General features: G+C 49.0%; 17 protein-coding genes. 6 read left to right on the forward strand and 11 right to left on the reverse strand.

Annotated elements, in window-relative coordinates; all coding sequences use genetic code 11:
- The first annotated feature begins 217 nt into the window (after window positions 1-217).
- The 6 genes from gltB (at window position 218) to PUN32_RS09040 (ending at window position 9691) form a co-directional block, all read left to right on the forward strand.
- Window positions 218-4762, forward strand: a complete 4545-nt coding sequence (gene gltB, locus PUN32_RS09015; protein WP_274722795.1) for a glutamate synthase large subunit — start codon at window positions 218-220, stop codon at window positions 4760-4762.
- Window positions 4763-6232 (forward strand): glutamate synthase subunit beta, encoded by a 1470-nt coding sequence (locus tag PUN32_RS09020; RefSeq protein WP_274722796.1) that lies wholly within the window; start codon window positions 4763-4765, stop codon window positions 6230-6232. It begins immediately after the preceding gene.
- A 273-nt stretch (window positions 6233-6505) separates the two neighbouring features.
- Window positions 6506-7201 (forward strand): 5'-methylthioadenosine/S-adenosylhomocysteine nucleosidase, encoded by a 696-nt coding sequence (gene mtnN, locus PUN32_RS09025; RefSeq protein ID WP_274722797.1) that lies wholly within the window; start codon window positions 6506-6508, stop codon window positions 7199-7201.
- Window positions 7202-7213: 12 nt separating this feature from the next.
- Window positions 7214-8167 (forward strand): cobalamin biosynthesis family protein, encoded by a 954-nt coding sequence (locus PUN32_RS09030; RefSeq protein WP_274722798.1) that lies wholly within the window; start codon window positions 7214-7216, stop codon window positions 8165-8167.
- Entirely contained in the window at window positions 8168-8998 is an 831-nt protein-coding gene (gene btuF, locus PUN32_RS09035; RefSeq protein ID WP_274722799.1) for a vitamin B12 ABC transporter substrate-binding protein BtuF, read from the forward strand. It begins immediately after the preceding gene.
- 72 nt (window positions 8999-9070) lie between these two features.
- A complete protein-coding gene (locus PUN32_RS09040; protein WP_166014411.1) occupies window positions 9071-9691 on the forward strand; it encodes a TRIC cation channel family protein in 621 nt (206 codons plus the stop codon).
- A gap of 16 nt (window positions 9692-9707) precedes the next feature.
- On the opposite strand, the gene PUN32_RS09045 is transcribed toward PUN32_RS09040, so the two are convergent.
- The 11 genes from PUN32_RS09045 to secA all read right to left on the reverse strand — a co-directional run bounded on the left by PUN32_RS09045 (window position 9708) and on the right by secA (window position 25097).
- On the reverse strand, window positions 9708-10493 hold the full coding sequence (locus PUN32_RS09045; protein WP_274722800.1) for a TSUP family transporter: 786 nt from the start codon (window positions 10491-10493) through the stop codon (window positions 9708-9710).
- A gap of 103 nt (window positions 10494-10596) precedes the next feature.
- The gene (locus tag PUN32_RS09050) at window positions 10597-11142 is read right to left on the reverse strand and encodes a TorD/DmsD family molecular chaperone (protein ID WP_274722801.1); all 546 of its coding nucleotides are present in this window, start codon (window positions 11140-11142) and stop codon (window positions 10597-10599) included.
- 143 nt (window positions 11143-11285) lie between these two features.
- Window positions 11286-12098, reverse strand: a complete 813-nt coding sequence (locus PUN32_RS09055) for a dimethyl sulfoxide reductase anchor subunit family protein (protein ID WP_274722802.1) — start codon at window positions 12096-12098, stop codon at window positions 11286-11288.
- A 3-nt stretch (window positions 12099-12101) separates the two neighbouring features.
- Complete coding sequence (locus tag PUN32_RS09060; protein WP_274722803.1) at window positions 12102-12719, reverse strand: DMSO/selenate family reductase complex B subunit; 618 nt, start codon at window positions 12717-12719, stop codon at window positions 12102-12104.
- A gap of 12 nt (window positions 12720-12731) precedes the next feature.
- Window positions 12732-15170: a DMSO/selenate family reductase complex A subunit gene (locus PUN32_RS09065; RefSeq protein WP_274722804.1), complete on the reverse strand. Its 2439-nt coding sequence runs from the start codon at window positions 15168-15170 to the stop codon at window positions 12732-12734.
- 134 nt (window positions 15171-15304) lie between these two features.
- Window positions 15305-15829, reverse strand: coding sequence for a 4Fe-4S binding protein (locus PUN32_RS09070; RefSeq protein WP_274722805.1), 525 nt, complete (start codon window positions 15827-15829; stop codon window positions 15305-15307).
- A gap of 189 nt (window positions 15830-16018) precedes the next feature.
- On the reverse strand, window positions 16019-19249 hold the full coding sequence (gene carB / locus PUN32_RS09075; RefSeq protein WP_274722806.1) for a carbamoyl-phosphate synthase large subunit: 3231 nt from the start codon (window positions 19247-19249) through the stop codon (window positions 16019-16021).
- Window positions 19250-19265: 16 nt separating this feature from the next.
- Entirely contained in the window at window positions 19266-20405 is a 1140-nt protein-coding gene (carA, locus tag PUN32_RS09080; RefSeq protein ID WP_274722807.1) for a glutamine-hydrolyzing carbamoyl-phosphate synthase small subunit, read from the reverse strand.
- Between the two features lie 481 nt (window positions 20406-20886).
- Window positions 20887-21696 carry a 4-hydroxy-tetrahydrodipicolinate reductase gene (dapB, locus tag PUN32_RS09085; RefSeq protein WP_274722808.1) on the reverse strand — a complete coding sequence of 270 codons (810 nt, stop codon included), beginning with the start codon at window positions 21694-21696 and terminating at the stop codon, window positions 20887-20889.
- A 112-nt stretch (window positions 21697-21808) separates the two neighbouring features.
- Window positions 21809-22207: an 8-oxo-dGTP diphosphatase MutT gene (gene mutT / locus PUN32_RS09090; RefSeq protein WP_274722810.1), complete on the reverse strand. Its 399-nt coding sequence runs from the start codon at window positions 22205-22207 to the stop codon at window positions 21809-21811.
- A 175-nt stretch (window positions 22208-22382) separates the two neighbouring features.
- On the reverse strand, window positions 22383-25097 hold the full coding sequence (gene secA / locus PUN32_RS09095) for a preprotein translocase subunit SecA (RefSeq protein ID WP_274722811.1): 2715 nt from the start codon (window positions 25095-25097) through the stop codon (window positions 22383-22385).
- Between the last annotated feature and the right edge of the window lie 218 nt (window positions 25098-25315).

A 25315-nucleotide genomic window follows, 5' to 3' on the forward strand; every position in this document is an offset into this window, starting at 1 on the left:
GGAATATCGCTAAGGATTGTCTTTCTCACAACATAATTCCTGTGAGAGACGGAAAGGACGCGGATCTGCTGCCTAAGCAGATTTCACTTAAAACCAAAAAAGGATAAGACGCAGCATCCCAGCACCAAGTCGATCGCTAGCACGGCTTAAGGTAGCAAGGGATCACTGAAGCTCGCTTCAGTGCGGTTGCGTCCTCGATAACTGGAAGGATGTATCTATGGTAGATAAAGCGCAACGTTCGCGTGGTCTTTATACGCCTGAGTTGGAGCACGATGCTTGTGGTATCGGCTTTGTCGCCCACCTGAAAAATCGCAAATCCCATCAGGTGGTCACTCAAGCTTTGGATATGCTTGCACGCATGGAACACCGTGGCGGTCAGGGTTGTGACCCTCGCAGCGGTGATGGCGCAGGCATTTTGTTGCAAAAACCTCACGAATTTTTACTCGAAGAAGCGGTCAAGCTTGGCATCAAGCTGCCCTCATTTGAAAAATATGGCGTGGGAGTGGTGCTATTCCCGAAAGATGAGCACAAACGCGCTCAGTGCCGCGATATTCTGGAACGGAACGCGAAGCGCCTTGATCTCGATGTGATTGGCTACCGTGTGCTACCAACCGATAACCGGATGCTTGGTGCCGATCCACTCAGTACTGAGCCACAGTTTGAGCATGTGTTTATTTCCGGTGGCCCTGGCATCCAGCCCGATGAGCTTGAACGTAAACTGTATGTGCTACGTAACTACACGGTACGCGTCTGCCTAGAAAGCGTCTCCAACATCGGCGATGATTTTTACATCAACTCGATGTCTTATAAGACCTTGGTCTATAAAGGCCAATTGACTACCGCACAAGTACCACAATACTTCCTTGATTTGCAAAACCCAACCATGGTCACTGCACTGGCGCTGGTACACTCGCGCTTTTCGACCAACACCTTCCCGAAATGGCGACTGGCGCAACCTTTCCGCTACATCGCACATAACGGTGAAATCAACACCGTGCGCGGTAACTTGAACTGGATGAAAGCGCGTGAAGCGATTTTACAATCCAAACTGTTTACCCAAGCTGAAATCGATATGCTACTGCCGATCTGCCAAGAAGGTGCATCGGATTCGGCCAACTTTGATATGGTGCTTGAACTGCTGGTGCTGTCCGGCCGCAGCTTGCCTCATGCTCTGATGATGATGATCCCTGAAGCGTGGCAAGAGAACAAAGCGATGGAACCCAAACGCCGCGCTTTCTATCAATATCACGCAAACGTGATGGAACCTTGGGATGGCCCAGCCTCGGTGTGCTTTACCGATGGGGTACAAGTGGGTGCCACATTAGATCGTAACGGCCTGCGTCCATCACGCTATACCGTAACCAAAGATGATTTTCTGATCATGGCCTCTGAATCTGGTGTGGTCGAAATTGATCCGGCCAACGTCGAGTACCGTGGTCGTCTGCAGCCGGGGCGGATCTTTGTCGCTGATCTTGAGCAAGGGCGTATCATCTCCGATGAAGAAGTCAAAGATGGCATCGCCTCAGCTCAGCCTTATGAACAGTGGGTCGAAGAAAACCTACTCAGTTTGAAAAAACTGCCGGCGGCTGACAACGTACATAGCCAGCCATCGCCAGAGCGTCTGCTGCACCGCCAACAAGCGTTTGGGGTGAGCAGTGAAGAGGTCAATGACATCATTCTACCGCTTGCGCAAACCGGCTATGAACCACTTGGCTCAATGGGAGCCGACTGGCCAGTAGCCGTGTTGTCTCATCAATCGCAGCATTTGGCCAACTACTTCAAGCAACTGTTTGCGCAAGTGACTAACCCACCGATCGACCCGATCCGTGAACGCATGGTGATGTCACTCAACACTTACATTGGTCGCGATCAAAACTTGCTGGCGGAAACCCCAGCCCACTGCCGCAAAGTCGAGCTTGAATCGCCGGTCATTTCTAACACTGAGTTGGAAAAACTGCGCGCAATTGATAACGAGCACTTGCAAGCCAAAACCTTAGATATCGTATTTCGCGCCAGTGATGAATCGGGCAAACTTGAGCGCGCGCTCAAGCGGATCTGTCAATACGCAGAAGATGCGGTAATTGATGGCTACTCGATTATTTTGCTGACCGACCGTGCTGCCAACTCAAACCATGCTGCCATTCCGGCCATGCTGGCGGTCGGCGCGGTACACCATCACCTGATCCGCAAAGGTCTGCGCTCCAAATGTGGCATTGTGGTCGAAACCGGTGATGCGCGTGAAACCCATCACTTTGCCACTCTGCTCGGTTATGGCGCCAATGCCGTCAACCCGTATCTGGTGGTGGAAACTATTGTTGAGCTTAAACGGCAAAACAAACTCGATGCGGAAATTGCGGTCGAGAAATACTTCGAAAACTACCGCAAAGGTGTCAACGGTGGCTTGCTGAAAATCTTCTCCAAAATGGGGATTTCCACCCTGCAGTCCTACCACGGTGCGCAAATTTTTGAAGCGCTTGGGATCAGCAAAGCGGTGGTGGATAAATACTTCACAGGCACCATCACCCGTATCCAAGGCTTAACTCTTGACGATATCGCCAAAGAAGTGCTGGTACGCCATCGCATTGGTTACCCAACTCGGGAAATTCCCCTGCAAGTGCTGGATGTCGGTGGGGTTTATCAGTGGAAACAGCGCGGTGAACAGCATCTGTTTAACCCTGAAACCATTTACTTGCTGCAGCAGTCTACTCGCCACAAAGACTATGCACAGTTCAAGCAATATGCCGCGGCGGTCGATAGCCAAGGCGATAAAGCGGTGACTCTGCGCAGCCAGCTCGATTTTGTCAAAAATCCGGCCGGCTCAATCCCGATTGAGCAAGTGGAACCGATTGAAAGCATCGTCAAACGTTTTGCGACTGGAGCAATGTCGTTTGGCTCGATCTCTTACGAAGCACACTCGACACTGGCGATTGCGATGAACCGCTTAGGCGCGAAATCCAACTCTGGTGAAGGCGGCGAAGATCCGATGCGTTTTAAACTCAACGCCAATGGTGATTCAGAACGCTCAGCGATCAAACAAGTCGCCTCTGGCCGATTCGGGGTAACCTCTTACTATCTGACCAACGCGGATGAAATCCAGATCAAGATGGCGCAGGGAGCGAAGCCGGGCGAAGGTGGTCAGTTGCCGGGCGATAAAGTCGATGAATGGATTGGTGCCACTCGTCACTCCACACCTGGAGTCGGTTTGATCTCACCACCACCACATCACGATATTTATTCGATCGAAGATTTAGCCCAGCTGATTTTCGATCTGAAAAACGCCAACCGCAAAGGGCGGGTTAACGTCAAACTGGTGTCTGAAGCCGGTGTTGGTACCATTGCATCCGGTGTCGCGAAAGCGAAAGCCGACGTGGTGCTGATTGCTGGCCACGATGGTGGTACCGGTGCTTCCCCGATTTCATCAATCCGTCATACGGGTCTACCGTGGGAGCTTGGCTTGGCGGAAACCCATCAGACTCTGCTCAAAAACGGACTGCGTAACCGCATCGTGGTGCAAGCCGATGGTCAAATGAAAACCCCGCGTGATATCGCAATTGCGGTACTACTCGGCGCGGAAGAGTGGGGCGTCGCGACCGCAGCGCTGGTGGTAGAAGGTTGTATCATGATGCGTAAGTGTCACAAGAACACCTGCCCAGTCGGCATTGCAACGCAAAATAAAACACTGCGTGAGCGTTTCGAGGGACGTGCTGATGATGTGGTGACCTTCTTCCAATACATGGCGCAAGGTCTGCGTGAAATCATGGCCGAGCTGGGTTACAGAACCATTAGTGAAATGGTCGGCCAAGCGCACAAACTGACCGTGCGCGATGATATCGGCCACTGGAAATACCAGAATCTCGATCTCTCACCGATCCTGTTTATTGAACCACCGCGCTATGAAGATGGCATTTATTGTCAGACCGAGCAAAATCACCAGCTTGATAGCGTACTGGATCGCACTTTGATCCAACTGGCCAAGCCAGCGCTTGAGCACGGTAGTGCAGTGACAGCGGAACTGCCGATCATCAACACCGATCGTAGTACTGGTACTATGCTGTCCAACGAAATCTGTAAGGTTTACCAAGACCAAGGTCTGCCACAACCAATGCAGGTGAAATTCAACGGCAGTGCCGGACAATCATTCGGCGCATTCCTCACCAAAGGCGTTTACTTTGAAGTCGAAGGTGATGCCAATGACTACTGGGGCAAAGGGCTTTCTGGTGGCACATTGGTGCTGTACCCGAACCGTAATTCATCGATTGTACCGGAAGAGAATATTGTGGTCGGTAACGTCTGTTTCTACGGTGCGACCTCTGGCGAATCTTACATTCGCGGCCTAGCGGGTGAGCGTTTCTGTGTACGTAACTCAGGCGCGAAAGTGGTTGTTGAAGGTATCGGTGATCACGGCTGTGAATACATGACCGGCGGTGTCGCGGTGATCCTCGGCTCAACCGGCCGTAACTTCGCCGCGGGTATGAGTGGCGGTGTGGCTTACGTTTGGGATAAATCGGGCGACTTCAAAGCTAAGCTCAATGCCGAGCTGGTCGATCTCGATCCTATCGAAGCGCAAGACCAAGCCCTACTCAAAGAGATGTTAACTAAGCATGTTCAATTCACAGGTAGTGAAGTGGCCAAAGCTTTCCTCGCCAACTTTGATGCAAGTCTAGCCACTATGGTCAAGGTCATGCCGCGTGATTACAAAGCGGTATTGCACAAACGTGCTGAGCAGGAGCAACAGGCCACATTAGCAGCGGAGGCGGTATAAATGGGTAAAGCAACCGGATTTTTAGAATTTGGTCGTGAGCTGCCGAAAAAAATCGACCCGGCAGAGCGGATCAAAAACAACCGCGAGTTTGTTCTTAACCAAGAATTTGGTAACAAGATCAATCAGCAAGCTTCACGTTGTATGGATTGTGGTGTGCCGTTTTGTCATAACGGCTGCCCGATTGGCAACATTATTCCCGAGTTTAACGATGCGGTGTATCGCGACAGTTGGGAAGAAGCTTGGAATATTCTGAGCTCAACCAATAATTTCCCAGAGTTTACTGGCCGAGTTTGCCCAGCGCCTTGTGAAAGCGCCTGTGTGCTCGGGATTAACCAAGATCCAATTACCATCTGCAACATTGAAAAAACCATTGCTGAACGCGCTTATCAAGCGGGTTATGCCAAACCAAGAACCCCACGTTCACGCACCGGTAAAACGGTGGCGATTATCGGTTCAGGACCAGCCGGACTTGCCGCCGCAGAGCAGCTTAATGCAGCAGGCCATAGCGTGACCGTGTTTGAGCGTGATGAAAAAGTCGGTGGTTTGCTGCGCTTCGGTATTCCAGATTTCAAACTGGGAATGGATGTTATTGATCGCAAAATCAATGTGATGGAGCAAGCGGGCGTTAAGTTCGTGGTCAATGCCCATATCGGAGTAGAGATCAATGCTCAGCAATTGCGCCAAGAGTTTGATGCCGTATTGCTGACCGGTGGTTCAACCGTACCCCGCGATCTGGCGATTCCAGGACGCGATCTGCAAGGCGTGTATTTCGCGATGCAGTTCCTTGCACAAAACAACCGCCGCGCCAATAACATGGATCTCAAAAGTGCGGAAATCCATGCTCAAGGCAAGCACGTGGTGGTGATTGGTGGTGGCGATACTGGCTCAGATTGTGTCGGTACCTCGAACCGTCATGGCGCCGCGAGCATTACTCAGGTGGAGATCATGCCAGTTCCATCAAAAATGCGCCCAGCCAATATGCCTTGGCCGCAGTATCCAATGATTCTGCGCACGTCAACTTCTCATGAAGAAGGGTGTCAGCGCCATTGGAATATTCTCACCAAAGAGTTCATTGGTAATGAACAAGGTGAAGTGACGGGTCTACGCATTGCTGACATCGTGTGGCAAGATACCGCCCCCGGTGAACGGCCAAGCTTTAATGAAGTGGCGGGCAGTGAGCGGGTGATCCCTTGCGATATGGCATTTTTAGCGATGGGCTTCCTGCATCCAGAACCACACGGGGTGATCGCTCAGCTCGGTATCAAGCTGGATGAGCGTGGTAATGTGGCCACACAAGATTTTGCCACCAACCAAAAAGGCGTATTCGCCGCTGGCGATATGCGTACCGGCCAATCACTGGTGGTGCGCTGCATCAACGAAGGCCGTGAATGCGCACGCGCAATTGACACCTTCTTGATGGGCAATACTCACCTTGAAGCCAAAGCCGATTCACTGATGCTTTCGGCTTAAGCAAAGCACAGGCGCGAGCGATACATCCTCGCTTGCGCCTTGTGAGTGAAACCTTTCCTTCCATCTTGTTTGATTTCGGCCAGCCCTCGGGCTTGGCCTTTTTTATCCAACCTTTTTATAAAACCCAGTTCAGTTCACTTCAGAGCCACGTTCAAGAGACCTCTTTGGGCGTAAAATCGCCACACTCGATGATCCCGCTGCAGCTCGATCGATTAACCGTGCTCGTGCTACACTGCGACTCGTTTTCCTATTGATAGATAAAAGAGAGCTTCCATGAAAATCGGCATCATCGGCGCAATGCAACAAGAAGTCGCCATCCTAAAAGATCTTATTGAAGATGTGCAGCAAGTAGAGCAAGCTGGTTGCACGTTTTACAGCGGTCGAATCCAAGGTGTCGAAGTCGTGCTGCTGCAATCTGGGATCGGTAAAGTTGCGGCGGCGTTAGGCACCACTTTACTGCTCAGCCAATACGCACCCGATGTGGTGTTCAACACCGGCTCTGCTGGCGGCTTTGATGCCAGCCTAAATGTGGGTGATGTGGTGATCTCAAGCGAAGTGCGTCATCACGATGCGGATGTGACCGCTTTTGGTTATGAGATGGGCCAAATGGCAGGCCAACCAGCGGCTTTTATCGCTGATCAAGCATTAATCGCCCTCGCCGAGCAAGCGCTAGCCAGCTTACCTGCCACTCATGCAGTACGCGGCTTGATCTGTACCGGTGATGCGTTTGTATGCAGTGCCGAGCAACAAAGCGTGATCCGTCAACACTTCCCACAGGTTGTCGCAGTAGAAATGGAAGCATCCGCCATCGCGCAAACCTGCCATCAATTCAAGGTGCCTTTTGTGGTGGTGCGTGCTATCTCTGATGTCGCCGATAAACAATCGCCAATGTCATTTGATGAATTTCTTCCCTTAGCTGCGCAAAGCTCTTCGGCGATGGTGTGCAAAATGATTGAATTGCTCAAATAAGTGAGCCAATAGATGGATAACGGATTTTCCCATCTGTATGCCAATGGTGCGCTGCTCGTCATGTGGGGCGCACTGCTGTTTCACTGGTTACTACCGATCCCTCATGCCGCGCACCCGCTGACTTTGTGGCACAAGTTTGCTCAGTTACTGGCCAGCAAAGTGAATACTCCGAGCAGCTATCGGCAAACTTTGCTGGCCGGCACTTTAGCTTGGGGGTTAATGATCATCCCCACAATCGCACTGTTATGGGCGCTTAAACCACTGGTCTGGCAACCGCAGTTGTTTGATTTAGCTCTGCTGCTGATTGCGTTAGATTGGCGACGCCAGCAAACACTTGCCAATCAACTGGCGCAAGCGTTAGCTATAGACAATAAACCGCAAGCACGCGAGCTGTTACAACCGTTGCTCAATCGACAAACCGCGCCACTTTCAGCGCTTGGACTTGGTAAAGCAGGGGCGGAAACCTTGATCATGGGCTTTGGACGCAACGTGGTGTGTGTGCTGTTTTGGTATGGCCTACTTGGCGGCAGTGGCGCACTACTGTATCGCTTGATGGCTGAACTGGCGCGAGCATGGTCACCCTCGCGCAGCGCATACCAACCTTTTGGCCTCTCTGCGGTGCGGATTTTAGTCGTGCTCGATTGGCTACCACTGCGGCTGTTTAGCTTATTGATCATGTTCGGTAAACAAGCGGGATCGGTCTACCAAGCGGTGCTGGAACAAAGCCGCAGTTGGCCACTACCCGGCCCAGCTTGGCTCTTGTGTGCAGTCAGCAATAAATTGCAGCTCTCACTCGGTGGGCCTGCGATGTATGGTGATAAAAAAAGTGTCCGCGCGAAAATTGGTGGGCGAATTGCCCCTGCGGCGATCCATCTAGCACAAATACACCACTTGATCGCTTGGCGCATCTTAGTCTGGATCGCATTAGAAAGCCTGCTGTTACTGTTCATCTATCGCGGAGTATAAATGCCTGTTATCCAACTGTTCATCGGCGCGTTATGGTTTATTACAACCAGCGCATTCGCCGCGCCATTTGTGGCGCAGCGCGTGATTAGCCTAGCCCCACATGCCACGGAAATTGCTTACGCAGCAGGGCTAGGCGATCAATTGGTTGCCGTCAGTGAATACAGTGACTACCCACCTGCGGCGCTAAAACTGGATCGTGTCGCTAATCATCAAAGCATCAATATTGAAAAAATCCTTACTCTGCAACCCGATTTGATCATCGCTTGGCCGGCTGGCAACCCACCACGGGAATTGGCCAAACTGCGCCAACTCGGCCTGACGATTTATGACTCGCAAACCAAAACGCTCGCTGAGATTGCCAATAATATTGAAGCGCTGAGCCAATATTCCGCCAACCCACAATTGGGCCAACAAGCAGCACAGCAATTTCGCCAGCGTTTACAGGCGCTGCGCGAGCAATATGCGACTAACCGGCCGATGCGCTATTTTTATCAGCTCAGTGAAAAACCGATCATCACCCTCGCGCAGGGGCACTGGCCAAGTGAAGTGTTTAGCGTCTGCGGCGGCGAAAATATCTTTGCCGATAGCAGCGTCCCCTATCCACAAGTCAGCATCGAGCAGGTATTGGTCAAACAACCTGACGTGATTTTTACCTCGCCCCATGCGCTGAGTGATGGCCACATGTGGCAAGCTTGGCGTAACCAATTGAGTGCGGTAAAAAACCAGCAAGTTTGGCCTCTCACCACCGACTGGTTAAATCGCCCTACCCCAAGAAGCTTAGATGCGGTGCAACAAGTGTGTGAGTACCTCAAAATTGCACAAAATCAGTAACGGTAGCCGATAAAATTTCGTAAAATCCGCCGCGATTTCTCTACCCAATACGATATACATAGTGAGACAGCCTTGGATACCTCTCTGCTTTACTTGATTGATATGTTTGGTACCGCGATATTTGCGGTTTCTGGTGTGCTGCTGGCTGGACGCTTGAAAATGGACCCATTTGGCGTAGTGGTACTTGCCAGCGTCACCGCGATTGGGGGTGGTACCATCCGCGATATGGCGCTTGGTGCAACGCCAGTCTTTTGGATCAAAGATACCCTCTATTTATGGGTGATCCTGATCACTTGTGCGCTGACCATGCTGTTGGTACGCCGCCCGAAAAGAGTCGCGTGGTGGATCCTGCCGGTGTGTGATGCGATTGGCTTAGCGGTGTTTGTTGGAATTGGCGTGGAAAAAGCGCTGAGCTACCAAAGTTCAGCGCTGATTGCGGTGATCATGGGGGTGATCACTGGCTGTGGCGGTGGCATTATTCGTGATGTCTTGGCGCGAGAAATTCCGATGGTGCTGCGCAGTGAGGTATACGCCACCGCCTGTATTATCGGTGGCATAGTCCATACCAGCGCACTGAGCATCGGTTGCAGCAGCTCAACCGCGCTGCTCTCTGGGATCTTTACCACGTTACTGATCCGGCTTGGTGCAATTCGCTGGCATCTATCGCTCCCCACTTTTGCCCTATCAAAATAAGTGAGCTTGCCTCGAGCTAAAAGCCAATCATGGATTGCAGCGCGCTGGCGTGCTGCTGCCAAAGTAGCCGAAGCGCCATCAGCATCGACATGGTGATCACCAGTGGTCGGATCCAACGCTGACCTTTGCTGATCACCACTTTCGCGCCCAAGCGCGCACCAATAAATCCGCCCACCGCCATGGTTAGGCCGATCGGCCAAATCGGTAAGCCTGCGATAATGAAAAAGGTTAGCGCGGCGATATTGGAAGTAAAATTGAGCACCTTAGTGCGTGCAGTGGCTTCGACTAAGCCAAGATGGCCTAATGCGACAAAACACACGGTAAAAATCGCTCCAGTTCCAGGGCCAAAAAAACCATCGTAAAAACCGACCCCAAATCCGACCGTAAACGCAAAAGCACTCTCGGATAAGGGGGCTGGGCCTTGGTCGACTTTGGTCGCGGGGGCGAGTAAGAAATAGAGTGAGATAGCGATCAACAGCCCCGGGATCAGGCTGGTCAATAAAGAGGCATCAATATACTGCACCGCCTCCGCGCCAAGCGCCGCACCGACAAAGGTACAGCCAATCGCCAGTCGCATCGTTTTTAAATTCACGATACCTTGGCGCACAAAATACAGCGTAGCCGAAAAACTACCAAACGAACTTTGTAGCTTGTTGGTCGCTAACGCTTGAGTCGGTGGTACTCCTGCCGCCAGCAAAGCGGGTAAGGTCAGCAAACCGCCGCCACCCGCCATGGCATCAATAAACCCGGCGACGCAAGCCACCATCCATAACAGCCCTAATATTTCCAGTGAAAGTTCCATTTTTCCCCAAGCGATTCAAAGATAAACTCTAACAGTAGCGCTGCTCAAAACAGCGAAACACAAGACAACAACCTATTTCATTTACTGCATCATTTCGATCAAACTAGGTTTTGTTACGTAATTCAGCCAAAAAATATTCCGCTAATATGGCTAAACAATAATAAAATTCCCCTTCATCACAGGCAGACTTTAAGCGTTGTAAATAGAGCGTCGCCCACGGAAAAAGATGCTTGTTTAATAGTTCAATTGCTGCGGATTCTTGATCTTGTTCAAGAAAGTGAGCAAAGGCCAATAGCATCAATCCAAATTGATCTTCTGGCTCGTGGCAATCAAGTTGCACCGCTACGCCATGACGTTGGAGAAATTGACGATAAGCTAAGGTACTTTCACCCATCACGATATTCTCAGGATCTAAGTACACCGATCCCCAAGGTGGAGCAAACATATACCCTAGCCCTTCGAATAGTTGACTAAAGTGTTCAGGTTGCGGTGATGGTAGGTGATGGCACACTGCCGCAATCGCATCAGGATCGCTCCAAGAGAAATAATTGGCTAATTGTGGAAGATCGTATAACGCATACTGCGCAGGTTCACTTTGCGGTGCATAATAAAATAAGCTACCCAGGATTCTGGGAACAATTGCTAACATTAACTTTCCTTTGTTCTAAAACGTACTCAGCCTGCGATCCAAGTACCCAAGCATACTTGCTTATGGTATCTGATCTCACAGGCTGAAAGTTAAACTCGGTTGAAAAGAAGAATACCGTCAAAGTATCCTCCCAACAGCCATCACTACATCGTTATCCACCACAGATTATAAAATGCAATACGTGAAGCTAACTCGCCAATAATCATGATTAGCGCACCACTGAAAAGTAAAGGTTTAACGGCTTGTTTTTTGAGTAAGACCCACACCGCAAGTGCAAGGGCAATGGCGATGGAGAACCAATAAGTGTACCAGTACACCATTTGTGCACTCACTAAATCTGGTACCTGCTCGGTTAAAAATGCCATATATCCCGTACGAGTAGCCAAGGAAACCACCGCTCCGATGATCACCACTAAACTAGCGAGTCGCTTAACACCAAGCCCTAAAGCACACATGCCACCAGAGATAGCCACGGTCAACCACAAATGCAGCGACGTATAATGGCTATTCCAAGCTGGAACGGTGGCCAATTGGTAAACTTGTGTAATCGACCAAGCAAAAGCAAGACCCAATAGCGCCGTGATTCCATTTAACCATTGGTGCAATGTATCAGTAACCGTAACGTTAAGCTTGGCTTGCAGGGTTGCACGTAGGCGAGTAGCACTAAGAGCCACGGTTAAACAAACGCCACCAAAATAGAGGCCGCTTAACACAATTTCATTACTCATTGGTGAGCGGAATAAACCAAATAGTAAGTTAAACGCACGCAGAGGCTGCCCCATATGTAAGCCACCCAGCACCATTCCTACTGCCAATAAAATCATGGCAACGAGATTGATTTTATGACGCTGAGCGTGAGTAATTTGCCCAAGAAGACCGGCGATAAAAGCCAATACCATCATACCAACCGCGGTTTGGCCTAAAACCGTAAAAAAGACTAAAGGTAATTCATGCATCGTTTATACCTCTGAAGGGTTTTGAACAGCACCGGTTTTATCACCCGTCATACGGGCATCCGCATGCGCTTTAATGACTAAACTTGGCTTGGTCAACTGCGGATCGGGTAATGGTGCAACCGCATTGGTATCACCGTATTTGGCGCGTAATGTGGCTATCTCATCAAAATCAAGCGCACGTTGTGGACAAGACTCGACACACACAGGTTTTAAACCTTGAGCCACTCGTTCATAGCAGCCATCGCACTTCGACATGACCTTCTTTTGTTGATCAAACTGCGGCGCACCATAAGGGCAGCGCATTTCACAATAGCGACAACCAATGCATTTTTCTTGATCAACCACAACTAAACCATCTTGTTTTCGCTTATGCATCGCCCCTGTCGGACAACCTTGAACGCAGGTTGGCTCAGCACAGTGATTGCAGGAGATGGATAAGTAATAGTTGAAGGTATTTTGCTGCCAAGCATTGCCTACTTTCTTCCACTCACCACCACCATACTCGTATACTCGGCGATACTTCGGACCTACCTCTTGCGCCTTTTCATCTTTACAACTGATTTGGCACGTTTTACAACCAGTACATTTAGATGAGTCGACAAAAAAGCCATATTGTTTCATTTAAAAATCTCCTCAGATGCGCTTAACGTCGACCAAATTGGTGTGTTGTGGGTTACCTTTCGCTAAAGCCGTTGGCCGTTGCGAGGTAAGTCGGTTGATACAACCACCAATATCAACACCTTGTTTATTGGTCTGCGCCCATGCGCCTTCTGGCATCGCCGTTACACCGGGCATGATACGTGGTGATACCTTGGCTTTAATTCGCACTCTTCCTCTGTCATTAAATACTTCGACAAAATCATCATTGTGGATGCCTCTCACTTGTGCATCGATAGGGTTAATCCACAGAACATCAGGTGCAACTTCTTTCAATTGAGCTACCGATGAATAGGTTGAGTGACAATGACCTTTGGGATGAAAGCCTGTCAATTGCAACGGATATTTCTCAAGCATTGCTTTATCTTCGATGCCTTCGACTGCTGGCCAGTATTCTGGGATCGCTGAAATTTTATCCCCAGGCAGTAATTGCCACTGAGTCGCCAGTTCTGCTAACTGCTCTGAATAGATCTCAATTTTGCCTGATGGCGTTTTCAACGGGTGCTGCGCAGGATCATCACGAAAATCTTTTAACGCAATATGCTGGCTGCTATCGGCAATCCGGCGATCAATCACCCCCATGCCATCGGTTTGCTCAAATGTAGGCAAATGCGGTTCTTGTTTACGAACTTGGTTGTAAGCATGTTCGATCCACTCTTGATAGCTTCGACCTTCGGTAAACGCCTCTTTCAGCCCCATCTTAGCCGCGATTTCCGCCAAGACATCATAGGTCGGCCGGTTTTCCCACATGGGTTCAATCGCTTTTTGCAAACGAACCAAATAATGATAAGACCCTGATTGATAAGAATTATTAATCAATTCATCAGATTCTAGGGTTGAGACATCCGGCAGTAATAAATCCGCGTATTTAGCGCTCGCCGTCATATGGTTATCCCACACCAGAATAAACTCACACAACGACTCATCACGCAGCACTTTATCCACTTGGTTAAGATCTGAATGCTGATTTGCGGTGATATTCGACGCGTAATTCCATAAGAATTTCACATTGGTCGTTAAACGATCCCGACCTTTGATGTAGTCTTTTTCTGGTGTCATCTCTGTGCCGCGAGTGATCGCATCAACCCAGCTAAAACAGGGAATCGAGACTTTGATTGGGTTCGGTATCGCCAAACCTGCTAGCGGATAATTGACACTGCCTCCCCAAGTACCAATATTGGTTCCTGGACGCCCAAACTGACCCGTCATGATAGGTAGCATCATGATCGCACGTGCAGCATGCTCACCGTTTTGTGTACGTTGAACTCCCCAGCCTTGAGAAATCCACGCCGCTTTAGCGCCAGCAATTTCACGAGCCAATTGACGAATACGTTGCGCTGGAATTTCGGTCAATGCCTCCGCCCATTCTGGCGTTTTTTCGATTTGGTCTTGTCCGAGACCAAGAATATAAGCCTTATACGATGAGTTCGCTGGCGCACTAGCAGGCAAGGTATCTTCACTCCAACCAACCGTATATTGGTTCAGCATGGCCTCATCGAGCAGATTTTCTTTGATCAAGGTATGCCCGATTGCCGCAACTAACGCCGCATCGGTACCTGGACGAATCGGTAACCATTCAGCATTAAATGCGGTTACGCTATCGGTACGACGAGGATCAATCAAAATAACCTTAGCGCCGCTTTGTTCAAGAGCATGATAAATTTCAGCAATTTGCCCACCACCTGACATGCGCGTTTCTGCCAAGTTTTGGCCAAACATCACCACTAAATCCGAATTTTTAATCTCAGCAAAAAGCGTTTGTTGCTCTGTACCGTAAATATTTCCCGCTTGCCCAAAAATAAACGGTTGAATACGGTTAAGTTGAGCTTCCGAATAGCTATTGTGCATATCTAAGAAGCCGCCGGCTAAATTAAGCAGGCGCTTACACGTATTGCGGCCTTGTAAATTCGCTCCTGTTGTTCCACTACCGTATTGATAGTAAATCGCTTCATTGCCATACGTATTGATCACCCGCTGTAGCTGATCGGCAACGATAGTGGTAGCTTCATCCCAACTGATACGCTTGAATTTACCTTCACCACGTGCGCCAACCCGTAGCATCGGGTACTTTAAACGATCAGGGTTATAGGTTCGGAAACGAGCCGAGCGACCTCGTAAGCAAGGACGGATTTGATGCTGACCAAAAATCGCTTCATTGACTCCATCTTCAGGAGAAATCTTGACCGCTACACCATCGCGTACATGAACTTTAAATGGGCAACGGCTGCCACAGTTTACTAGACAAGCGCTATAACGGATCTGTTCTGAACTCGATGAGGAGGATGGCGTTGGTGCTGCTAACGCATTGAATGGCAAGCTGATCGAACTGGCGGCCAAGGTTGCGCCAGAAGCAACCGCGGAGTTTTGAATAAACTCACGGCGCGTGAATAATTTTTTGATTATTGATGTGGACATAGTAGACCCTCCAATGTATTGGTCTATTATCCAAACCTTGCATCAGTCACCCTATGATCACTATCAATAAAAATATCATTAAACATTGCATTTCTTAAACACTTATCACCAAAACTTAACAATAATAATTATCATTAATCTTTTGTTGATTCACGAAATTGCCACGCAATCGCATTGGCTGGACAAATTGGACGACATTCGCCACACCCATTACATAAATTCTCATCAACCACCGGCTGTTGTTTAGGCTCACAATCAATAGCCTGAGTTGGACACTGCTCAGTACATAACTCACAATACCCTAATAAACGGTTATGGCACTGATAAGCAAAGGTCGGTAATAGCTCAGTTTTAGTAGCAGGTAGCAGCGCACCTGTCGGGCAAGCTTGGGCGCACTGAGTGCATAATTGACAATGATTGTAATCTAGACATAGCTCTGGCCATTGCCCTGTTAATTGGATCACTGAACTCGGGCAGGCTTTAACACACGAACCGCAGCCATCACATAACTGCCTAAACTGCGCCTCTACCAATGCCCCAGGCGGACGAGGTACGGTACGTCGCGGTTGATCATCAACCTCATAATAAGCCGCCTTACCTCTGGCAACTAAACCACGAAAAAGATCACGGCGACTAAAATTACGGGGACTATTACTCATCACCACCAAGCTACGCTAAACGACCACCAGCCAATCATATCGTGAAAAGACCTAAAGCTAAAAGTCTGGTTCATGTTCAAAAAAACAGATGACCTCGCTTGCACTTGCTGATGCGCGTAAAAAAGCCCGCTGACGAGCGGGCAAAGAGGTTGTCAGAGAGGCTTAAAGCCTCTCTTGTTGTAATACCAATTAAGCTTGGTTAGCTTTTACACGTGCATGCAGCTCTTGTACTGAGGTGACCGAGGCTTTGGCATCCGCGGTATGCGCCATACAAGTAGCAAACGCTGCGTTTAACGTCGTGGTGTAGTTGACTTTGTGTGCCAACGCGCCTCGGCGCAGAACTTTTGAGTCTTCAATCGCTTGACGACCAGAAGCAGTGTTGACGATGTAGGTGTACTCGTGGTTCTTGATCCGATCCAGAATGTGTGGACGACCTTCATGCACCTTGTTAACCAGACGTGGGTTAATCCCAGCTTCGCCAAGTATCACTGCAGTGCCGTGAGTCGCATCCAACTGATAACCCAATTTCACCAACTTAGAAGCCAGATCAACGGCACGCTGTTTGTCGCCTTCACGTACCGACAGTAGTGCACGACCACCTTCTGGATACACCGAGCCACTGCCCAATTCTGCTTTGGCATACGCTTCAGCAAACGTTGCACCGACACCCATGACTTCACCGGTTGAGCGCATTTCAGGGCCAAGCAGTGGATCTACGCCAGGGAACTTGTTGAATGGCAGAACCACTTCTTTGACTGAGTAGTAAGGTGGAATGATCTCTTTAGTGAAGCCTTGTTGCTCCAGAGTTTGTCCAACCATGACTCGCGCAGCGATTTTCGCCAATGGTGCGCCAGTCGCTTTTGACACAAACGGTACGGTACGCGCAGCGCGTGGGTTGACTTCAATCAGGTAAACTTCGTTGTCTTTGACCGCAAACTGAATGTTCATCAGGCCACGTACGCCCAATTCAAATGCCAGTTTCTCAACTTGCTCACGCATCTTGTCTTGGATTTCTTGGCTCAGCGTATAAGCGGGCAGTGAACAGGCAGAGTCACCAGAGTGAACACCGGCTTGCTCAATATGTTCCATGATACCGCCAATCACAACGCGTTCACCATCACAAATTGCATCGACATCGACTTCGGTAGCATCATCCAAAAAGCGATCTAACAACACTGGCGATTCATTCGATACGCTGACCGCTTCATTAAAGTAACGACGCAGATCTTGCTCATCGTAGACAATTTCCATCGCACGGCCGCCCAATACATAAGATGGACGAACCACGAGTGGGAAACCGATTTCACGCGATTTTTCAATCGCTTGCTCAATCGCTGTCACGGTGGCGTTCTCAGGCTGTTTAAGACCTAAACGTTGTACCGCTTGCTGGAAGCGTTCACGGTCTTCCGCGCGGTCAATCGCATCAGGGCTAGTACCAATCACCGGTACACCGGCAGCTTCTAGCGCACGGGCTAACTTGAGCGGCGTTTGACCACCGTACTGTACGATCACCCCTTTTGGCTTCTCAACTCGCACGATAGCAAGTACATCTTCCAAAGTGATTGGCTCAAAGTAGAGACGATCTGAAGTGTCATAGTCGGTTGATACGGTTTCTGGGTTACAGTTAACCATGATGGTTTCATAACCATCTTCACGTAGCGCCAGTGCTGCGTGTACACAACAGTAGTCAAATTCGATGCCTTGGCCGATACGGTTTGGGCCACCGCCGATCACCATGATCTTATCTTTATCGGTTGGATTCGCTTCACACTCTTCATCATAAGTTGAGTACATGTAAGCGGTATCGGACTTAAATTCTGCCGCACAGGTATCCACACGCTTGTACACTGGGTGGATATTATATTGGTCACGCAGACGACGGATTTCGCCTTCACCCACCCCGAGCAGTTTTGACAAACGCGCATCGGAGAAGCCTTTACGTTTCACCTTACGCAGAATGTCTTGATTCAAACCTGCAAAACCACCGGCTTTAACTTGCGCTTCGATATTGACCAGCTCTTCGATTTGCACCAAGAACCAGCGGTCAATATTGGTCAGGTTAAACACACCGTCAACTGACATACCAGCACGGAAGGCATCGGCGATATACCAAATACGCTCAGCACCAGCTTCTTTCAGTTCATAGCGGATTTTGGTCAGCGCATCTGGCGCGTCCAGATCCACTTTTTCATCCAGACCTGCTGCGCCCACTTCTAAGCCACGCAGTGCTTTTTGCAGCGATTCTTGTTGGTTACGACCAATCGCCATCACTTCACCAACCGACTTCATTTGCGTAGTCAGGCGGTCATTGGCACCGGCGAATTTTTCGAAGTTGAAACGAGGGATCTTAGTCACCACGTAGTCGATGGTCGGCTCGAACGAGGCTGGAGTTGCACCGCCAGTGATGTCGTTCATCAATTCATCTAGCGTAAAGCCCACTGCCAATTTGGCGGCTACTTTCGCAATCGGGAAGCCGGTGGCTTTAGAAGCCAGTGCTGATGAGCGAGATACCCGTGGGTTCATCTCGATGATCACCATACGACCATCTTTCGGATTGATACCGAACTGAACGTTAGAACCACCGGTTTCTACGCCGATTTCACGCAGTACCGCCAGCGATGCGTTACGCATCAGTTGGTACTCTTTATCGGTCAGAGTTTGTGCTGGCGCAACCGTGATCGAGTCACCGGTATGGATACCCATTGGGTCAAAGTTTTCAATCGCACAAACGATGATGCAGTTGTCGTTTTTATCACGCACCACTTCCATCTCGTACTCTTTCCAACCGATCAGCGATTCGTCGATCAGCAGCTCATTGGTCGGAGAAAGATCCAGACCACGTTCACAGATCTCTTCAAACTCTTCGCGGTTGTATGCGATACCGCCACCACTACCACCCATAGTAAAGGAAGGGCGGATAATACATGGGAAGCCAACCATATCGAGGACTTTATACGCTTCTTCCATGCTTTTCGCGGTATCAGCACGTGGGCACTCAAGACCGATCGATTTCATCGCCTTATCAAAGCGTGAACGATCTTCTGCTTTATCAATCGCATCGGCCGTCGCGCCGATCATTTCCACACCAAACTCAGCCAGTACACCATGCTTTTCCAGCGCCAATGCACAGTTGAGTGCCGTCTGGCCGCCCATGGTTGGCAAAATGGCATCTGGACGCTCTTTTTCGATGATGTTACGCACCACTTCCCACTGGATTGGCTCGATGTAAGTTGCATCAGCCATTTCTGGGTCAGTCATGATGGTTGCTGGGTTTGAGTTAACCAGAATAACGCGGTAGCCCTCTTCACGTAGCGCTTTACACGCTTGGGCACCTGAGTAGTCAAACTCACAAGCTTGACCGATAACAATTGGACCCGCACCAAGGATAAGGATGCTCTGAATGTCAGTACGTTTTGGCATTATCTACTACTCCAAATTAAGCGCGGTATTGTTTAATCAGTTCAATAAAATGGTCGAACAGCGGTGCGGCATCGTGCGGGCCAGGGCTTGCTTCTGGGTGACCTTGGAAGCTAAAAGCTGGCTTGTCAGTACGATGAATACCTTGTAATGAACCATCAAACAGCGATTTGTGAGTGGCACGCAAGTTAGCGGGTAGTGTCGCTTCATCAGCAGCAAAACCGTGGTTTTGCGAAGTGATCATCACCACGCCACGATCCAAATCTTTTACTGGGTGGTTAGCACCGTGATGACCGAACTTCATTTTTACCGTTTGCGCACCCGAAGCGAGGGCCAAAATTTGATGGCCTAGGCAGATACCAAACACTGGGATATTTTTCTCAAGGAAAACCTGAGTCGCTTCAATCGCATAAGTACATGGCGCAGGGTCGCCAGGGCCATTAGATAGGAAGACACCATCTGGATTGAGGGCTAACACTTCTTCTGCAGAGGTTTCGGCGGGTACCACAGTTAAACGACAACCACGGTCGACCAACATACGTAGAATATTGCGCTTGGCACCAAAATCATATGCCACGACATGGTAAGGCAATTCGCTGTCAGCTTTCGCTTCTGGCAGGCCGCCTTTTAGCGTCCATGATCCTTGTTGCCATGAGTAGGCTTCTTTAGTCGAAACCACTTTAGCCAGATCCATACCTTTAAGACCCGGGAACTCTTTAGCTTTGGCAAGCGCTAATGCTTGATCCAGATTATCGCCCGCCATGATGCAGCCATTTTGTGCACCTTTCTCACGTAAAATGCGGGTTAGCTTACGAGTATCAATATCTGCAATACCGACAATATTTTGCGATTTTAGATAGTCAGAGAGTGATTGTTCACTACGGAAGTTAGAAGCAATAAGAGGAAGGTCACGGATCACAAGGCCTTGGGCATGAATCGCGGTCGATTCTTCGTCTTCGGAGTTGGTTCCGGTATTGCCAATGTGAGGATAAGTAAGAGTAACAATTTGCTGAGAATAGGAAGGATCAGTGAGGATTTCTTGGTACCCCGTCATCGAGGTATTAAAAACAACTTCACCAACGGAAATACCATCTGCTCCGATGGAGACTCCGTGGAACACCGTCCCATCTTCTAGGACTAATAGTGCTGATTTACTCAAGACAACCTCCAGAATAAAAATGCATAAAAAATAAATTATTTTTCAAACCCACCCTCATACCAGCCACTAAACTATGCATTAGGGTGCCATAGGCAAATTGGCGATATTCTAGAGATCTAAATCTAACCTGTCAATATAACCCTAAAAACTTAACTTATTTTTACAGCAGTTAGATTCAATTGCAGTTCAAAAGCATCAAAAATACACATTTACCCAGTCAATTAACCTTACCAATCTCCCCATCGACCTGAATCAAGATTTTCCAATTTGAAATTATTGACAAAAAAACAACCAACCACAAAGCAAACGTTCACCACCAAGTTTTATGAACAAAAAACGCCACCAAAGCAAGAAAACCAAGCGAAACCAGCAAAAATACCATCAAAGTCACTTGTAAACACCATTACATGGCCAAGAATAGTTTGTTGCGATTTTGGATGATAAAAAAACGCCAGCAAATCGCTGGCGCATAATTATGTATTTACAATTCATTCAAACCTAGCACATCAGTCATCGCATACAACCCAGCCGGTTGCTGCGCCAGCCAAATAGCGGCTTTGACCGCACCATTGGCAAAAGTCATCCGATCGGTCGCTTTATGGCTGATCTCGACTCGCTCACCAATATCAGCAAACATCGCGGTGTGCTCACCAATAATGTCGCCAGCCCGAATGGTTGCAAAGCCGATTTCATGGCGTGAACGCTCACCAGTGATCCCTTCACGCGCATACACCGCAACATCACTCAATTGGTTGCCCATCGCATGCGCAATCGCCTCACCCATGCCGATCGCGGTGCCCGAAGGAGCATCCACTTTATGACGATGATGCGCTTCAATGATCTCAATATCGCAATAATCACCCATCACTTGCGCGGCTTTCTCCAATAGCTTGAACACCAAGTTAACCCCAACACTGTAATTAGGTGCCATCACAATTGGGATCTGTTTGGCCGCTTGAGCAATGGTCGCGCGCTGTAAATCAGAAAAACCAGTCGTACCAATCACCAGCTTTTTACCATACTGCTCACACAACGCTAAATTCGCTAAGGTGCTGGCTGGAGCCGTGAAATCAATAATCACATCAAACTGTTCAACTGCTTGCTCAAGGTTATCAACCAGCACTATGCTTTGTTTACCAATCCCACACAGTTCACCAATATCGACACCAACCAATGAGGACTCAGGACGCTCTGAGCCAGTGCCCAATTCACACAGCGGATTCTGGTGAGTTGCTTTTACCAGATTACGTCCCATACGCCCTGCGGCACCCGCTATCGCAATTCTAACCATCTTGCTGTCTCCATTCTCCACTGCCTGCGCAGTTGCAATTTGTTGCGCTAAACTACCAACTATCGTCGCCGGTGACTAGTCTGCGGCGAAACTCAAACAAGCAAACATCAATTTAAGCAAACTCTACCATTACCCGCTCAACAATCGGTTGATTGGCTTCGGGAAACTCATAGTCCACTAAATCCGCTACCTTGACCCAACGCCCTTGTTGACCTTCACGTCCGTAAGGTTGCTGTGCAAAAGCGCTGACTAACATAAAATCAAAGCACAGTGCTTTGTCTGGGTAGTCATAATCAAAATGCTGAAAAGGGCGCTGCTCGGTAACCACAATCCCAATCTCCTCTGCTAGCTCGCGCACCATAGCTTGCTCGACACTCTCACCGGCTTCAACTTTACCACCAGGGAACTCCCAATATCCGCCTTTATGCAGATGATCAGGACGTTTGGTAATATAAATTTGGTTCTGCTCTGGGTTAAAAATGATCCCTGCAACGATGTGGACACGTTTCAAACTATAGCTCCGGTTTAATCTAGCAAACTGAAAATAATCGAGGTCAAGCCGCCTCACTGGTCAATCACATTCTGTGCTAAGCATCATTCACAGGTCAACACGCTTGAGCGCTAAAACTCAGTTGCAAAAAGAGCCGCCACAGCGACTCTTTTATTTTTACTAACCAACAATCGGTTTAATTAATTTGCCCGTGGCACTGTTTGTATTTTTTGCCACTGCCACATGGACACGCTTCGTTGCGACCAACTTTGCGCTCATCACGCACCATAGGTTGGTTCGAACCCTGCTCTTGTGGTTCACCTTCAGGATTAGCATGCTGAGCTTGCGCATGACGCGCCGCTTCTGCCGCTTGAGCTTGGCGTTGAGCTTCCATGCGCTCAACTTCTTCTTGCTGCTGCACGCGCACTTTTGACAGCACCGTGATCACATCCGATTTCAGAGATTCAAGCAACTCTTCAAACAGCTCAAACGACTCACGTTTGTACTCTTGTTTCGGGTTTTTCTGTGCATAACCACGTAAATGAATACCTTGACGCAAATGATCCATCGCCGCCAAATGCTCTTTCCACAAAGTATCGAGCGTTTGCAGCATCACCGATTTTTCAAAGTTACGCATCACCGCCGGACTCACCGCTTGCTCTTTGGCTTGATACACTTCAACCGCCTGCTCGATGATGCGTTCACGCAACGCTTCTTCATACAGTTTGTTGTCGGCATCCAACCAAGATTGGATTGGCAGTTGCAGATCGAAGTCATTTTTCAGCCGCTCTTGCAAGCCATCGATGTCCCACATATCTTCCAGAGATTGTGGCGGAATGTATTCATCGATCACTGTGTTGAGTACATCTTCACGGTTTTGCGCAATCATATCGCTGATATCATCAGCGCTCATCAGCTCATCACGCAGCTCATAAACCACTTTACGCTGATCGTTCGCCACATCATCGTATTCCAGCAATTGCTTACGAATATCGAAGTTACGACCTTCCACTTTACGTTGCGCTTTTTCAATCGAACGCGACAGCATTTTCGACTCAATCGCTTCGCCTTCATCCATACCGCTTTGGATCAATGCTGCCATACGGTCAGAGGTGAAAATACGCAGTAAAGTATCTTCCATTGAGAGATAGAAACGCGAAGAGCCCGCATCACCTTGACGGCCAGAACGACCACGTAACTGGTTATCGATCCGACGCGACTCATGACGCTCGGTACCAATGATGTGCAAACCGCCCGCTTGCAGAACTTGATCATGTATCGGTTTCCAATCCGCTTTGATCTGCTGGATCTGCTCTTGGCTTGGGTTGTCCAGTTTTTCCACTTTCGCTTGCCAGCTACCACCCAATACAATATCGGTACCCCGACCAGCCATGTTGGTAGCGATGGTTACTGCTCCAGGCATACCAGCTTGAGCAACAATTTCCGCTTCTTTTTCATGGAACTTAGCGTTGAGTACATTGTGCTTAATGCTGGCTTTTTGCAGTGCGTTAGACAGCAGCTCCGACTTTTCAATCGAAACGGTACCGACCAGTACCGGTTGGCCTTGTTTGACCCGCAGTTTGATATCTTCAATGATCGCGGCAAACTTCTCGGCTTCCGAGCGGTACACCACATCCGGCATATCATTACGCACCATAGGTTTGTTGGTGGGGATCACCACAGTTTCCAAACCATAGATTTGTTGGAATTCAAACGCTTCGGTATCGGCGGTTCCGGTCATACCAGAGAGTTTTTCGTACAGACGGAAGTAGTTTTGGAAAGTGATCGAAGCCAAGGTTTGGTTTTCGTTCTGGATTTTCACCGCTTCTTTCGCTTCCACCGCTTGGTGCAAGCCATCGGACCAACGACGCCCTGGCATAGTACGACCGGTGTGCTCATCGACGATCACCACTTCACCATCCGGGGTTACGATGTAATCGACGTTCTTTTCAAACAGAACATGGGCACGCAGCGCGGCGTTAACATGATGCAGCAAACTAATGTTGGCTGGTGAATAGAGCGTATCGCCCTCAAGCATCATACCGTTTTTCACCAACAGCTCTTCGACAAACTCTTGGCCCGTTTCGGTTAGATGTACCTGCTTAGATTTTTCATCCACCGTAAAGTGACCGTCACCACGGTACTCTTCAGAATCTTCTTGATCTTGTTTTTGTAGCAGTGGGATCAGCTTATTGATACGGATATACAGATCCGAGCTGTCTTCTGCAGGGCCGGAAATGATCAACGGTGTACGCGCTTCGTCGATTAAGATCGAGTCCACTTCATCGACCACGGCGAAGAAACGAGCGCGTTGCACGCGATCTTCTGGGCGGAACGCCATGTTATCGCGCAGATAGTCAAAACCAAATTCATTGTTGGTGCCGTACAGAATATCCGCTTGATAAGCTTCTTTTTTGGCTGGCTGCGGCATATTCGGAATGTTGATGCCAACCGTCATACCTAAAAATTCAAACAGTGCGCGGTTAGTTTCCGCATCACGTTTCGCTAAGTAGTCATTCACGGTAACAATGTGTACGCCCTTGCCTGGTAGCGCATTGAGATAGGCCGCTAAAGTGGCGGTCAAAGTTTTCCCTTCACCAGTACGCATTTCAGCGATTTGACCACCATCAAGTACCATACCGCCAATCAACTGCACATCGAAATGGCGCATACCAAATACCCGCTTGGATGCTTCACGTACGGTGGCAAAGGCCTCTGGTAACAGTTGGTCTAGATTTTCACCCTGTTCAAGACGTTGACGAAATTCCACCGTTTTGGCTTTGAGCTCTTCATCGGAGAGCGCTTCAAAGGCAGGCTCGAAGTTATTAATCTGTTTTACAATCTTGCGTAAACGGCGCAGTGTGCGGTCATTGCGACTGCCAATCACCTTTGTCAGTAGCTTAGTTATCATTTGTTATGGATCTCTCTGTGCTAAATCGCTGTCTATCGACCTTGGAATGGGTTTAGTCTCTACCTATTTTCAACTAAGGATACTGAGATAAATCATTACTATGAGATATTGTGATGACGGCGTTTATTTTCAAGGCACGCGGTTAATTAAGTGCTGCCTAGTGTAAGGAATTTTTGTCTTAACAACCAAGTTTCTCGATGATTTGTTGAATAGCAGCT

The sequence above is a fragment of the Vibrio chanodichtyis genome (genome assembly GCF_028863985.1).
In the GTDB taxonomy this organism is placed as follows: domain Bacteria; phylum Pseudomonadota; class Gammaproteobacteria; order Enterobacterales; family Vibrionaceae; genus Vibrio; species Vibrio chanodichtyis.